This is a genomic window from Mesorhizobium sp. M0715, assembly GCF_040320355.1.
GTDB lineage: Bacteria > Pseudomonadota > Alphaproteobacteria > Rhizobiales > Rhizobiaceae > Mesorhizobium.
On record NZ_JAMYPL010000012.1, the window covers coordinates 1 to 14,436 of the forward strand.

The window sequence follows — 14,436 nt, forward strand, 5'->3', positions numbered from 1 at the left end:
ACAGCTTCTTCTCGTGCAGGAGGATGTAGACGTCCTCGAGCTCGGCAACCATCTTGTCGGCGTTGGTGACGAAGTAGGGCGAGAGATAGCCGCGGTCGAACTGCATGCCTTCGACGACCTCGAGTTCAGTCTCGGCGGTCTTGGCTTCCTCAACCGTGATGACGCCTTCGTTGCCGACCTTCTGCATCGCTTCGGCGATCATCTTGCCGACCGACTCGTCGCCATTGCCGGCGATCGTGCCGACCTGGGCAACTTCCTCGGAGGTCTTGATCTTCTTGGCAGCCTTGCCGAGCGCCGCGACGACTTCGGTCACGGCCAGATCGATGCCGCGCTTCAGGTCCATCGGGTTCATGCCGGCGGCAACGGCCTTGTTGCCTTCCTGGACGATCGACTGCGCCAGAACGGTCGCGGTTGTGGTGCCGTCACCGGCGATGTCGTTGGTCTTCGAAGCAACTTCGCGGATCATCTGCGCGCCCATGTTTTCGAACTTGTCGGAAAGTTCGATTTCCTTGGCGACGGTGACCCCGTCCTTGGTGATGCGCGGTGCGCCGAACGACTTGTCGATGACGACGTTGCGGCCCTTGGGGCCGAGGGTGACCTTCACCGCGTCGGCGAGGATGTTGATGCCGTGAAGCATGCGCTCACGGGCATCGCGGGAGAATTTTACGTCTTTGGCAGCCATTTTTTTACTCCTGGGCATCTCGCCCGAAATTCAGATTTGATGGTGCGAAGGAAAGGCCTGATATCAGCCGATAATGCCCATAATGTCGGATTCCTTCATGATCAGAAGGTCTTCGCCATTGAGCTTGACTTCGGTACCCGACCACTTGCCGAACAGGATGCGGTCGCCGGCCTTGACGTCCAGCGGGACCAGCTTGCCTGCTTCGTCACGAGCGCCGGAGCCGACGGCGATGATCTCGCCTTCCTGCGGCTTTTCCTTCGCCGTATCCGGGATGATGATCCCGCCGGCGGTCTTGGATTCGGATTCGACCCGGCGAACGACCACGCGGTCATGCAGCGGCCGGAAATTCGACTTTGCCATTTTTGGATGTCCTTGGTGCGGATGTTGAACGGTTCTCCGTTGCCGGAGCGTGCTTAGCACTCAGCGGAAGCGAGTGCTAACGCGGCAATGAGATAAGCCGCATGCTCCTGCTAGTCAAGACGAAAGAGCAAAGAGCAAAGAGAAAAGAGCAGACAGCAAAGAGAAGAGAGCAAAGAGCGTGTAAGCATCGAGCCTTTTATGTGAACAATGTCGGGTATCAGACATATATGGGGCGGCTCACCCTTTGTATTTGAGCTTTATTCAGATGGCACGAATGATGCAACAGGTGATGCATTTGATCTCATCCAGAGGCTCGCACGGGGTCGTGCTGCGTCAGCTCGGTCATGTCGAGCTTCAGAAAGCCATTTTGGCATTGGTTCTGTTGCCCTATTCCCATTCATGACCAGTCCTGCGCGCGTGAGCCGGCCGGCTAGATTCCAACCACGAGAGCGCCGCCGCTGAGACCCGCACCCGCCGCCGACAGAAGGATTTTCTCTCCAGGCTGGAATGGCTCCGTCTGGTTGGCGAGCGAGAGCGACAGCGGGATCGTCGCGGCCGAAGAGTTGCCGTATTCGGCAATCGTCTTGACAATTGCTTGGTCCGCGATGCCGAGGTTCCTCCCGACCGCGTCGAAAATCCGAGTATTGGCCTGATGGGGCACGAACCGGCCGAGATCGTGTGGCCGCACTCCGGCAGCGGCTAGCGCGCTTATCGAGCAATTGGTCATCATCTCGACGGCCTTTGCGAACACTTCGCGGCCGTCCGTCATCCTCATTCGGGTTTGCGCGAGATCGAGGTCACCGTGGAACGGCTTGTTGCTTCCTCCTGCGGGAATCTGGATCAGCCCGTATCGCGAGCCGTCCGAAGCCACCGAGGCACCGAGAATGCCCCGATCAGCATCATCGCACTGACCGATCACCAGGGCGCCGGCGGCATCGGCAAACAGGACCGAGCTTGCGCGCTCGGCTGGATTGATGCGGCGGCTGAGGATATTGGCGGCGATAACAAGGCTCGCTTTGCCGTGCAGGCGGGTAAATCCGTCCGCAAACATCAGCGCATAGATGAAGCCGGCGCAGGCGCCTGTCAGATCCACCGCGCCTGCGCTGCCAAGGCCAAGCTTGTGTGCGACCAGCGGCGCGCTCGGCGGCAGAAGATGGTCGGGCGTCGAGGTGGCAAGCAACAGCAGACCGATGTCGTGGCGCGCAATACCGGCGTTCGCCAGCGCCATGTCGCCGGCCTGCGCAGCAAGACCAGACAGCGTGTCTTCGTCGGTTGCCCAGAAGCGCGACCGTATCCCGGTACGCCTTTCGATCCAGCCTGGATCAAGACCGAGATTGCTCTCGATTTCGGCATTCGCCACCTTTCGCCCAGGCGCATGATGGCCAAACCCGAGAATGCGCGACGACTTGCTCATGGCCTGGACCCGAAGCGTTCGCCCGCCTCCTCAATGGCGTCATAGAGTCGCTCGAGCTCGTCGCCGGTGATGCAATAGGGTGGCAGAAGGTAGAGGACATTGCCGAGCGGGCGCACAAGTAGCCCTCGCTCGAGGAAGAAAGCGCGCAGTTTCGGTCCGATCTCGGCGAGATAACCTGCGGAACCGGTTCGCAGGTCGAGCGCCGCGATCGTGCCGGTCGCCCGGCAGTCGGTGAAGAAGCTGTTGTCGCGAAAGCGTCGAAGCCCGGTGGCCTGCATTGCGCTCAAGGCCGCAATGCGCTCGGCCACCGGCTCGTCCCGCCAGATCTCGACATTGGCAAGTGCTGCCGCGCAGGCAATCGGGTTGGCAGTGTAGGAGCTCGAATGGAAAAATGTCTTCTTCCGGTCCTCGGAATAATGAGCCTGGAAGATGGCATCGGTGGCAAGCGTTACGGCCAGCGGGATGGCGCCGCCGGTCAGGCCTTTCGAGGTGCACAGGATATCTGGAGAGATCGATGCCTGCTCGCAGGCGAACATGGTTCCGGTCCGCCCCCAGCCGGTCATCACTTCGTCGGCGATCAGCAGCGTGCCGGAGGCCTCAGTGATCTTCTTCAATTCGGCCAGAACTGAAGCCGGATACATCAGCATGCCGCCGGCGCCCAGCACCAGCGGCTCGACGATTAAGGCTGCGGCTCGTCGATCGCGGGTCACAGCCTCTAAACGATCCAGCGTCTCTTGCTCGCGCCCCGCTGCCGGAAAGGGGATGGTGGCGACCTCGAACAGCAAGGGTTCGTAGGCGGCGTTGAACACGCCACGCGCACCGACGCTCATCGTGCCGATCGTGTCGCCATGATAGCTGTGATCCATGACGACGATGCGCGAGCGTGGGGCGCCGATGTTGCGGAAATAACCGAGCGCCATCTTCAGCGCTACTTCGACCGAGGTCGAGCCACTGTCGGAATAGAACACCCAGTCGAGTCCAGCGGGAGCGAGGCCGACAAGCGCCTTGGCCAAGCGCTCTGCCGGCTCGTGCGTGAAGCCCGCAAAGATAATCTGGTCGAGGCTCGACGCGGTTGTCTCGATTGCCTTCATGATGCGGGGATGGCGGTGGCCATGTGTGACGACCCACCAGGAGGAGATGGCGTCCAGGATGCGGGCGCCGTCGGCCCTGCGGAGATAGGCGCCTTCAGTCCGGACGATTTCTGGGATCGCAGGCTCGAGCGCGTGCTGGGTGAAGGGATGCCACACATGAGACTGCGACATCAGTCACCTCCAGTAATCGAGGCGAAGGCGAAGCCGGCAATCATTGCGTCCCTCAGTGTCTTGCCGGTCAGCAGATCGAGGTGCGGCAGCCTGCCGAGCTGCGGCGCACCGCTGAATTCCACGATGGTCCGTTGCGTATCGGCCATCTCATCGCCGATGAAAGCGATGCCGGCCAACGGGATGGATCGGGCGCGGAGCGCCTCGATCGAGAGCAAGGTGTGGTTGATGGTGCCGAGCGTGGTGCGGGCGCACAGAATAACGGGCAGCCGCCATTCAGCGAAGATGTCGATGAGCCTTGTGCGCCGGTTAAGCGGCACCATCAGGCCGCCGGAGCCTTCGATGACGAGCGGCGTCGGTAGGACGGGAAAAGCAAGATCGGCAGCCTTGATCGCCACGCCGTCGATCTCGGCCGAACGATGCGGCGACAGCGGGCTCCGCAAGCGGTAGGCTTCCGGCAGCACGCGCTCTGAGGGCAAGCCGGCAAGCCGCGCGACCACTTCGCTGTCGGTCTCGCCGTCGAGGCCCGATTGCACCGGTTTCCAGTAAAAGCCGTCGAGCAAACCGGCGAGCCCAGCCGCAAACACGGTCTTGCCAACTCCCGTGTCGGTTCCGGTGATGACGATGCGTTGGGTCATACCGCCTCCGGTGATGTTTGGGCCAACACCTCGACCAGCGCCTCGACCATGGCGGAAATGTCGGCTTCGCCGATATTGAGCGTCAGTGAGATGCGCAGCCGCGACGTGCGCACGGTCGGAGGACGAATACCGCGTATGTCGAAGCCGCGGGCCTGCAGGCGCGCCGCCACTGCCATGGTGCGCCTGATATCGCCGATTACGAGGGGCTGGATCTGCGAGCCGCTGGGTATCACGCCGCAGCGCTCGGCCAGCTGGCGGCCGGCGAGGGCAACGCGTTCATGCAGCTGAACACGCCGCATAGGCTCGTCGGCGAGCATTGCGAGTGCTTCGCGCACTGCCACTGCCATCAGCGGCGATGGCGCGGTGGCGTAGATGAATGGCCGGCAACGGTTGATCAGATACTCGCACAGTGCCCTCGGCCCGGTCACGAGCCCACCAGATGCGCCGAGCGCCTTGCCGCAGGTGTGGAGCGCGACGATGTTGTCGCGGCCCTCGAAAGCGGCGGCAAGCCCCCGGCCGTCCGGTCCCCAGACGCCGGTCGAATGCGCCTCGTCAATGACGATGAATGCGCCGTGCCGATCGGCAAGCGCGACCAGGCTCTCCAAAGGCGCGCAGTCGCCATCCATGCTGTAAAGGCTCTCCACCGCGATCCAGACGCATCCCATGCCGCCTGCGGCGCGCCAACGTGTGATCGCATCCTCAACAGCGGTGGCATCGTTGTGCGCGGCCAGCACGAACTGTGCGCGCCCGGCCTGCGCACCCTCATGCATGCTGGCATGGGCGAGCTCATCGAGAACCAAAAGATCGCCCTTCCGCGGCAGGGCGCTCAGCAGAGCGAAGTTGGCGATGTAGCCGCTGCCGAAGAACAGCGCGCGGTCGGCTCCAAAGAATGCCGCCGCGTCTGCCTCGAGCTGCTCGTGTTCCGGTGCATTGCCGCGCAACAGCCGCGACCCGGTGGCGCCAACCGGCGTGCCCCGCGCAATCGCCGCCACAACAGCATCGCCAAGTCTCCTGGACGAGGCCAGCCCGAGATAGTCGTTCGACGAGAAATCGAGACCTGCGCGCGGCGCAAGCGTCCGCAGCCGGTCCTTGCGGGCCAGTCCCTGCAAGGTCGCGTCATAGCGGGCAAGCGGTGCCCCGTTCATTGCGCCTCGAGTTCCATCGGCTCAATGCCGAGACGGCGGAACAGAAGGCTATCCTTGTCCTCACCGGGATTGTCCGCCGTCAGCAGCGTGTCGCCGACGAAAATCGAGTTGGCACCGGCAAAAAAGGACAGCGCCTGCATCTCGTCGGTCATGGCGGTGCGGCCGGCGGAAAGACGCACATGCGATTTCGGCATCATGATGCGCGCCAGGGCGATCACGCGCACGAATTCGATCGGCTCGATGGGCTTGGCTTCGGCAAGCGGGGTGCCGGCGATCGGGATCAGCATGTTGATCGGGACGCTTTCCGGCGGCTCGGGTAGGTTCGCCAGCGTAACCAGCATGTCGATCCGGTCCACCGGATCTTCGCCCATGCCGACAATACCGCCGCAGCAGACCTTGATGCCGGATCGACGAACCTGCTCAAGCGTGTCGAGCCGCTCGGCATAGCCGCGCGTGCTGATGATCTCGCTGTAGTAGCGTTCCGACGTATCGATGTTGTGGTTGTAGTAGTCGAGGCCCGCCTGCTTCAGTCGAGCGGCTTGCTCAAGATCGAGCATGCCGAGCGTCATGCAGGTCTCCATGCCCAGCGCCTTGACGCCTTCGACCATCGCCACCACCGCATCCATGTCGCGCGCCTTGGGGTTTCGCCAGGCCGCGCCCATGCAATAACGCGTGGCGCCGGCATCACGCGCCTTGGTCGCCTCGGCGATGACGCGCCGGACCTCCATCAGCTTCGACGCCTTCAGGCCGGTTTCGTGACGCGCCGACTGGCTGCAATAGCCACAATCCTCCGGGCATCCTCCCGTCTTGATGCTGAGCAGCCGGCTGAGCTGGACCTTGTTTGGATCGAAATTCTGGCGGTGCACCGTTTGCGCCAGGAAGAGGAGATTGTTGAAGGGGGCACGGTAAAGTGCCTGAGCCTTCTCCAGGGTCCACGCTCCGGGGTCAGGGGATTGAGCCTGTGGCGATGTCTGCGTTGAACTTGCCGTTTGCATGTCCATGCTGTTCCTCCGGTCTGTCTTGCGGGGTCTTTGCTATCTGACTGTTGACGATCGGAGAGGACAGTTGACCCAATCCTGACTCAGACAATCATGAGCCCCGATGGTCGAGGCCGATATCCAGGATCGGCGCGCTGTGGATGAGTCGGCCGACCGAAATCAGATCAACGCCGGTCGCGGCAACCGCCCGCGCTGTATGGGACGTGATCCCGCCAGAAGCCTCGGTGATAGCGCGGCCACCGACCATTGCGACGGCGCGGCGAAGATCGGGGAGGGACATGTTGTCGAGCAGAACCGCATCGGGAGCGAAGCCAAGTACCTCCTCCAACTGGGCCAGAGTATCGACCTCGACTTCGATCTTGACGAGATGACCGGCCGCTCTTCGTGCTCGCTCGAGCGCTGGGCGGACGCCGCCTGCGATGGCGATGTGGTTGTCCTTGATCAAAATTGCATCGTCCAGACCGAAGCGGTGATTGGACCCGCCACCTGCGCGCACGGCATACTTTTCGACTGCCCGCAATCCGGGCGTCGTCTTGCGGGTGCAGACGATCTTCGCGCCATACCCACGAACCGCAGCGACGATCGATGCCGTTGCCGTGGCGATGCCGCTCAGATGGCACAAAAAATTGAGTGCCGTCCTTTCGGCTGTGAGAATGGCCCGGGCCGGGCCAACCACTGATGCAATGATCTCTCCATCCACGACATTGCAGCCGTCTGCGCGCTCCACCGAGATTTCGACAGCAGGATCAATCAAGCCGAAAGCGAGCATCGCCAGATCGAGGCCGGCGACAACTCCGGACTGTCGCGCCACCAACACGGTTCCCGCTTGGTATTCCTTCGGGACGATGGCCTGCGTGGTCAAGTCGCCGGCTCTGCCAAGATCTTCAAGAAGAGCTGCCCGTACAAGCGGCTCAAGCACGACCGTGGGTAGCGGTGAAAGTGTCATCACTTCGGCCCTTCGAGACTTGGCGAGTGTCCGAGTCCCCGCGCTGTAGCCAAGGCGGCTTCGAGGGTGATTTCGGACCGTCGGGCGGCAGTCGCATGATGAGGAAAATCTGTCCGGTAATGAGCGCCGCGGCTTTCTTCGCGCAACAAGGCGGCAACCGCGATCATTAGCCCGACAGCCGCCGGATCCGAGACCGCATCCTTGCTTTCGGCGAGCGGCAATAAGGCACGCGCGGCTGCTTTCAACCCTTCACCGTCCCGGACGATGCCGAGTGCGCGCGACAGGAAAACACGCACGGGTATCGGAGCGGGCGGTGGGTAAACGTTGGCAAACGCAGGCCTTGTTCTGCGCGCAGGCGTCCCGGCGACACTTTCAGCGACCCAGCGGGCGCACACGATGGCTTCTGTCAAGGAATTGCTGGCGAGCCTGTTGGCGCCATGCAGTCCTGTCGAAGCGACTTCGCCGCAGGCCCACAGCCCCTTGACGGAGGTTCTGCCGGAGCTGTCCACTGCAACGCCACCCATGTGGTAGTGTTGGGCCGGCCGAATGGGGATGAGATCGCGGGCGGGATTGATGCCCGCTCCACGACAGGCTGATGCGATTGTCGGGAAATGTCGAGCGAATGCCGGGCCAGGCCGTTGTCGGGCGTCGAGAAAAACACGGTGGCCGTCCGCAAGATGGTTCCACACGGCCCGGGCCAAGACATCGCGAGGCGCAAGTTCCGCCCCTGGCACGCTCTGGAGAAAAGCCTGGCCGGTTTCATCGATCAGGGCAGCACCTTCGCCTCGGACAGCCTCGCTGACCAGCGCCATAGGGCGTTCCGGGCCGTCAAGCGCGGTCGGGTGGAACTGGATGAATTCGAGGTCGGCTAGGACAGCTCCAGCGCGGGCCGCAAGTGCAAGGCCTTGTCCGCAACTTCCCCAAGGGTTCGTGGTGTCGAGAAACAGTCCCCCGATGCCACCGGTGGCGAGGACGACCCGCCGTGAGCCGAAGAAGAAAGGTCCGATCGAACAGCTCGCCCAGACGCCCCGGATCGCATTCTCTCGCACGGCCAGCCGGCGCGCTTCCACGCCCTCCACGACAACTATCGACGGAGTGGAACGCACAGCCGCGATCAGGGCACGCATGATCTCACGCCCGGTGCCGTCCCCATGCGCATGAACGATGCGACGTCGGCTGTGTGCGGCCTCCAATCCGAGGCACAGTGATCCTTTCGGCGTGCGGTCAAAGGGAACCCCAAAGGCCGCAAGCCCCTCTATCGCCTTGGGCGCGGCTTGGAGGATGCGGCTCGCCACGTCTCTGTCGCAGAGACCATCCCCGGCAGCAAGCGTATCGGCCAGGTGCATTGCCGGATCGTCGTCTTCGCCGAAACTTGCAGCCAGACCCCCCTGTGCCCAGGTGCTCGAATTGTCAGCTCCCAGCAGCGACCTTGACAGAAGAAGCACCGGCTCCGGCGACAGTTGAAGCGCGGTCATCAGTCCGGCGATGCCGCCGCCGATGATGATGGGACGCCCGAAGAAGCTGCGGAGGTCGGCGCTCAAACTGCCAGCATCCGTTCGACCGCAAGCCGCGCGCGCCCGGCGATCCCGGGTTCGATGGTTACGACATGTTGGTTCTGCTCGAGCGCCGTGCGGATGTTGGCAAGCGTGATCCGCTTCATGTGCGGGCACAAATTGCAGGGCCGGATGAACTCGACCTCTGGGTGCGCTAACGCGACGTTGTCGCTCATCGAGCATTCCGTCATCAGCACGACACGTGGCGGCCTTTGCCCTTCGACATAGTCGGACATGGCAGCCGTCGAGCCGGAAAAATCTGCTTCAGCCACGACGTCGGGCGGGCATTCGGGATGGGCGAGCACGACCACGCCGGGATGGCTTTCGCGCAACTCGCGGATGTCGGCCGGTGTAAAGCGCTCATGCACCTCGCAATGCCCTTTCCAGGCGATGATCTGTACATCGGTCTGGGCGGCGATATTCTGGGCCAGATATTCGTCCGGCAGCATGATCACCCGGAGAACCCCAAGGGATTCGACGACCGCCTTGGCGTTGCCGGATGTACAGCAGATATCCGACTCGGCTTTCACTTCGGCCGACGTGTTTACATAAGTAATGATCGGAACGCCGGGATAACGTTGGCGCATCAAGCGCACGTCTTCTGCCGTGATTGATTCCGCCAACGAGCAACCGGCGCTGAGATCCGGAATGAGCACGGTCTTGTCCGGATTAAGGAGCTTGGCCGTTTCGGCCATGAAATGGACGCCGGCCAGCACGATGACTTGTGCCTCGATCGTCGCAGCCGTGCGGGCTAATGCCAAGCTGTCGCCGACGATGTCGGCCACGCAATGGAAAATCTCGGGCGTCTGATAGTTGTGCGCCAGGATGATGGCGTTGCGCTCGCGCTTCAGTGCAAGGATCGCCTCGATATCGTCGACGAAAGCCGGCCATTCGATCGGCGGGATCACTCGCCGGACGCGCTCGTAGAGCAACGCGGCCGCAGGCAGCATGGCGCTCATCAACCCTCTCCCGCTTATACTCTAATTGAAAATAACCAGCATATACTTGCTGTGAGTATAAGGGATGTCAACCCCGCGCCAGCGGCAATTTTGTCCCGGCGATGAGCCTATCGTCGAGAACGGCGTGGCGGAAACGGAAAAGCTTCGCTGGCCGGCCGCCGGTCTCAGTAGTGGCCTCTCCGGTCTCCTCGACCAGTTCCTGCTGTTCGATCAGTCTGCGAAAGTTCGGCTTGTGGATGAGCCTGCCGGCGAGCGCCTCCACGGTTCGCTGCAGCTGCAAAAGCGTGAAGACCGTCGGCATCAGCTCAAAGACGACCGGCCGGTATTTGATCTTGGAGCGCAGCCGCGCAATGCCGGTCGCCACGATGCGGCGATGATCGGCGACCATGGACTTGCTGGGCACCAGCGGAGGGGGCGCCCCGTCCCGCCCTCTTACGGCCTCTTGGACCAAGCCTGCTTCGTAAACTAACTCATAGCGTTGCAGCGTGAGTTCCTCGTTCCAAAGGCGGTCGTCGAAGCCAAAGGCTATCGTCGCCCGCTGCCAGCGTTCACGTCGCGTGGCCGCATCGCGGACGCCGTTTGCCCATTCAATCAGGCGTGGTCGCAGAACATCCAGCACGACCGGAGGCGTGCCGGAGCGATGGTCCTCCCATGGAAAATATTCATACCAACTCTGCCATCCGCACTTGGGCGGGCCCGCTGCCTGTTCCTTGCGGGTCAATGCAAGATAGCTGATGGAGATGACGCGCTGCTGGCGCTCGGCGCCGATGCGATCCCGATCAGCGAACGTGTAGAGTTGCTCAATGTACCCCAGCCGATGGCCGGTCTGCTGCTCGACCCACCCCCTCAAGCCGGATTGCAGCGATCGGTGCTCAAGCGCAAAGGGACCGGAGGGCAAGGTGTCCGCCTGGCCGATGGTGAGGACACAGGGTTCACTGTCGTTTACGGCGACCACAAAGGCGATCAGGTCCACTTTGACGTCGTCGGCATTCACGGCGGCTCTGTCTTTCCTGAGTCGTATTGCCTGATCGTCCATGTTCGCGAATTGGTTTGCCAGCTCGGGGGGGCACTTAATCGATTTAGTGTAAGCGCGCCTGTCGGCACGTCAACACCCCACAGCTGCACGGCCATTTTTTTGCTCTTCGCACCTGCACAAAAATGTGCGAAAGGCGACACCCGCGGTTGGTAACGTAGGGGAAGGAGGATCCATTGAGCGCGTTTGGTGATACCAAGGCGATCACACCGCCGGATATTCGTTCGCGCAAAGGTGGGACGCCGCTCGTCTGCCTTACCGCCTATACCACCCCAGTCGCGCGGCTTGTCGATCCCCATTGTGATGTGGTGCTCGTCGGCGACAGCGTCGGCATGGTTCTCCACGGTCTGCCCTCGACGCTCGGTGTCACGCTGGAGATGATGATCACGCATGGCCAGGCGGTTCGCCGTGGCATCAAGCAGGCGCTGATGGTCGTCGACCTGCCGTTCGGTTCCTTCGAAGAAAGCCCAGAGCAGGCTTTCCGAAATGCTGCGCGCGTCATGGCGGAGACCGGCTGCACGGCCGTCAAGCTCGAAGGCGGCGAAACGATGGCAGAGACGATCGGCTTCCTCGCCGCACGCGGCGTGCCGGTCATGGCTCATGTCGGCTTGACGCCGCAGGCCATCAACACCATCGGTGGCTACCGCGTGCAGGGCAGGGGCGGGGATGCCGAGCGCATCAGGCGCGACGCACTTGCCGTGAGCGAAGCGGGCGCCTTTGCGATCGTCCTGGAGAAGGTTCCTGAGGCGCTCGCCCGCCGGATCACGGGGGAGGTGGCGGCCCCGACCATTGGCATCGGTGCCTCGGCAGCCTGTGACGGCCAGATTCTCGTCGTCGACGACATGCTGGGCCTCTTCGGCGACTTCCGACCCAAATTCGTCAAGCGCTATGCTGAACTGGGGGAGGCGGCTGCGGCTGCGATCGCTTCCTATGCGCACGAGGTGAAGGAGCGCCAGTTTCCGGCCGCCGAGCACGTGTTTGCCGATGCGCCCACGCCCGCCGACACGCAAGCCACCAAAAGCGGAGAAGCAGCGTGAGCGTGCCGATCGTCAGGAGCGCTGACCAGCTTCGCGAAATCGTCGCCGCATGGCGCCGCGAGGGCGTGAGGATTGCCGTGGTGCCAACGATGGGCGTCCTGCATGAGGGCCATCTCAGCCTGGTGCGCGCTGCACTCGAGAAGGCAGACCGTGTGATCGTGACGCTCTTCGTAAACCCGAAGCAATTCAACAGCCAGGCCGATCTTGCCGCGTATCCGCGCACCGAGGACGAGGATGCCGCCAAACTGGCACCGCTTGGCGCGCACCTGCTTTATGCGCCAGATGCAGAGGAGATGTATCCGGCGGGCTTCGCCACCACCGTTTCGGTGTCCGGTGTCAGCGAGGGCCTGTGCGGTGCCTTCCGGCCGGGACATTTCGATGGCGTGGCGACCGTCGTCACCAAGCTCTTCCTGCAGACCAGCGCTGACTTCGGCTTCTTTGGCGAAAAGGACTTTCAGCAAATTCACCTGGTCAGGCGCATGGCCCGGGATTTGGATATTCCAATCACCATTGTTGCCTGTCCGACAGTCCGTGAAGCCGACGGTCTTGCGCTATCATCGCGCAATGTGCGGCTCTCGCCAGCGCAACGCGCTGTTGCTCCCAAGCTATCATCGGTCCTGCTCAAGACGGCTGAGCGGCTTGGGCGCGGCTCACCCGTCCTGCCAACGCTTGCAGAATCTCGCGCAGCAATTCTGGCTGCAGGCTATCGCGAGGTCGAATACCTGGAACTTCGCGAAGAGGCAGATCTGCACCCGATGCCAAGCCTTGATCGACCGGCACGGTTGCTTGCCGCGGCCTGGCTCGGCGGCACACGTCTCATAGACAACGTCAGACTATTTCGGATTGGTTCAACAGATTAGCCACGTTCTCGGCACGCGCTGTATCCGTCCGGGATCGTTTAAAACAAGGTCTCTGCCTGGCATTGAGCGAACGGAGGTTACGCACAGGGCAAATGCATCGCGTGTTTGAGAACTTCGTCGAGCAACTGTCTGCAAGTGTTGATGCTGCCGATCTCTGTGAGGCAATGGCCTCCGCTGCAGCCGGCTTCGACTTCCCGCTATTCGCCTATTTCACTTACCCGTCGGCCTCCGGCGACGCCCCCCAATTGATTTCAAACTATCCTTCATCCTGGACATCACGTTATCTGCAACAGCGGTACCACAGTCTTGATCCGGTCATCCTGCGCGGGCTGCAAGGCTGGGATACATTCGATTGGGGTGTGGACCGCGCTCGACACTGTCTGCCGAATTCGCAGCAACAAATTCTGGAGAGTGCGGCTGAGTTTGGCATCTGCGGCGGCCTGACGATGTCCATGCATGATCATCTCGGCCGGTTTGCTGCCCTGACCTTTGCTTCCGACGAGTCCCGTCCGCTTCTGTTGCGGTCACTGGCACGTTACGAAAAAGCATTGCAGCTGGTGGCCATCAACTTTCATATCCATGTCCGGCGCAGGCTCGCCGATGATCGCGTGGTGGATGGTGTAACGCTCACCCCGCGGGAGTTCGAGTGCCTGAAATGGGCGGCGCGCGGCAAGTCGGCTTGGGATATCAGCCAGCTTCTCGGCGTCTCAAAGCGCACCGTGACTTTTCACTTGGAAAACGCCAAGGCAAAGTTTGGCGTTCGAACGATCAACCAGGCCGTTGCACGCATGGCTGCCTCCGGCCAGACGAGATCCTGATTCTTCAGCCACGATACCTGTAAACCTCTACAGGCTGCATCGCTGTCAGCTTTGCCTTTCGATGGCGGGAACACATCCCACATGGAGGCGACCATGATGCAACTGATAACACCAGACTTTTACAACGAGTTTGCAGGCGAACTCAAAGAGATGCACGGGCTCAGGTTTCGGGTGTTCAAGGAAAGGCTCGATTGGGAAGTTGATACCGAAGACCAGATGGAATCCGATTCGTTTGATGCTCTGAAGCCCGTCTATCTGCTCCTCAAAGGATCCGACTGGCGAATTCGCGGTTGCGTGCGTCTTCTGCCCAGCACCGGACCCACAATGTTGCGCGACACCTTCCCGGTGCTGCTGGGTGCTGACGTCGTGCCCTCGACCACCGACATATGGGAGAGCAGTCGTTTCGCGCTCGATCTTCCTCCGTCGGCGCCCAAGGCTGCGGGCGGGCTGGCCCAGGCGACCTACGAGCTCTTCGCGGGCATGATCGAGTTCGGCTTGGCCAAGGATCTGACCCGGATAGTAACGGTGACGGATACGCGCATGGAGCGGATCCTCCGCCTGGCTACGTGGCCATTGTCGCGCATCGGAGAACCCAAATGCGTCGGCAAAACGGAGGCGGTGGCTGGGTTTCTCGAGATTTCCCACGCGAGCCTTTTGCGCATCCGCTGCAGGGGACGTCTGATTGGACCGGTACTGTGGCAACCGGTTCTAGGCCCGTCGGCATAGCGCCATAG

Annotated in this window: 15 protein-coding genes; 4 read left to right on the top strand and 11 right to left on the bottom strand. The window is 62.0% G+C overall.

The window, feature by feature from the left end; genetic code table 11:
- The 11 genes from groEL to NKI21_RS16210 form a co-directional block, all read right to left on the bottom strand.
- A partial coding sequence (groEL, locus tag NKI21_RS16160) for a chaperonin GroEL (protein WP_352631752.1) occupies positions 1–682 on the bottom strand: 682 nt, incomplete at its 3' end.
- Between the two features lie 63 nt (positions 683–745).
- Complete coding sequence (gene groES, locus NKI21_RS16165) at positions 746–1,042, bottom strand: co-chaperone GroES (protein WP_019863563.1); 297 nt, start codon at positions 1,040–1,042, stop codon at positions 746–748.
- A gap of 430 nt (positions 1,043–1,472) precedes the next feature.
- The gene (bioZ, locus tag NKI21_RS16170; RefSeq protein ID WP_023766585.1) at positions 1,473–2,456 is read right to left on the bottom strand and encodes a 3-oxopimeloyl-[acyl-carrier-protein] synthase BioZ; all 984 of its coding nucleotides are present in this window, start codon (positions 2,454–2,456) and stop codon (positions 1,473–1,475) included.
- Complete coding sequence (locus NKI21_RS16175; protein ID WP_023766586.1) at positions 2,453–3,718, bottom strand: adenosylmethionine--8-amino-7-oxononanoate transaminase; 1,266 nt, start codon at positions 3,716–3,718, stop codon at positions 2,453–2,455. The genes bioZ and NKI21_RS16175 overlap by 4 nt, the downstream gene beginning before the upstream one ends.
- Positions 3,718–4,353, bottom strand: coding sequence for a dethiobiotin synthase (gene bioD, locus NKI21_RS16180; protein ID WP_023735844.1), 636 nt, complete (start codon positions 4,351–4,353; stop codon positions 3,718–3,720). Before bioD ends, NKI21_RS16175 begins: the two co-directional genes overlap by 1 nt.
- Complete coding sequence (locus NKI21_RS16185) at positions 4,350–5,498, bottom strand: 8-amino-7-oxononanoate synthase (RefSeq protein WP_023814406.1); 1,149 nt, start codon at positions 5,496–5,498, stop codon at positions 4,350–4,352. Before NKI21_RS16185 ends, bioD begins: the two co-directional genes overlap by 4 nt.
- Positions 5,495–6,493, bottom strand: a complete 999-nt coding sequence (bioB, locus tag NKI21_RS16190) for a biotin synthase BioB (protein ID WP_352866434.1) — start codon at positions 6,491–6,493, stop codon at positions 5,495–5,497. Before bioB ends, NKI21_RS16185 begins: the two co-directional genes overlap by 4 nt.
- 94 nt (positions 6,494–6,587) lie before the next feature.
- Positions 6,588–7,442 (bottom strand): carboxylating nicotinate-nucleotide diphosphorylase, encoded by an 855-nt coding sequence (nadC, locus tag NKI21_RS16195; RefSeq protein ID WP_023766589.1) that lies wholly within the window; start codon positions 7,440–7,442, stop codon positions 6,588–6,590.
- Positions 7,442–8,983 carry an L-aspartate oxidase gene (locus NKI21_RS16200; RefSeq protein WP_352752706.1) on the bottom strand — a complete coding sequence of 514 codons (1,542 nt, stop codon included), beginning with the start codon at positions 8,981–8,983 and terminating at the stop codon, positions 7,442–7,444. Before NKI21_RS16200 ends, nadC begins: the two co-directional genes overlap by 1 nt.
- Positions 8,980–9,954 (bottom strand): quinolinate synthase NadA, encoded by a 975-nt coding sequence (gene nadA / locus NKI21_RS16205; RefSeq protein ID WP_023766591.1) that lies wholly within the window; start codon positions 9,952–9,954, stop codon positions 8,980–8,982. Before nadA ends, NKI21_RS16200 begins: the two co-directional genes overlap by 4 nt.
- 67 nt (positions 9,955–10,021) lie before the next feature.
- Positions 10,022–10,990 (bottom strand): NUDIX hydrolase, encoded by a 969-nt coding sequence (locus NKI21_RS16210; RefSeq protein WP_023735838.1) that lies wholly within the window; start codon positions 10,988–10,990, stop codon positions 10,022–10,024.
- Between the two features lie 173 nt (positions 10,991–11,163).
- Here NKI21_RS16210 and panB point away from each other — a divergent pair, with 173 nt between their 5' ends.
- From panB to NKI21_RS16230, 4 genes are all read left to right on the top strand, one after another.
- A complete protein-coding gene (gene panB / locus NKI21_RS16215; RefSeq protein ID WP_023766592.1) occupies positions 11,164–12,024 on the top strand; it encodes a 3-methyl-2-oxobutanoate hydroxymethyltransferase in 861 nt (286 codons plus the stop codon).
- Positions 12,021–12,884, top strand: coding sequence for a pantoate--beta-alanine ligase (gene panC / locus NKI21_RS16220; protein WP_023814409.1), 864 nt, complete (start codon positions 12,021–12,023; stop codon positions 12,882–12,884). The genes panB and panC overlap by 4 nt, the downstream gene beginning before the upstream one ends.
- A 92-nt stretch (positions 12,885–12,976) precedes the next feature.
- Positions 12,977–13,702, top strand: coding sequence for a LuxR family transcriptional regulator (locus tag NKI21_RS16225; RefSeq protein WP_023735835.1), 726 nt, complete (start codon positions 12,977–12,979; stop codon positions 13,700–13,702).
- A 93-nt stretch (positions 13,703–13,795) separates the two neighbouring features.
- Positions 13,796–14,428, top strand: coding sequence for an acyl-homoserine-lactone synthase (locus tag NKI21_RS16230; protein WP_352809709.1), 633 nt, complete (start codon positions 13,796–13,798; stop codon positions 14,426–14,428).
- Positions 14,429–14,436: the final 8 nt, after the last annotated feature.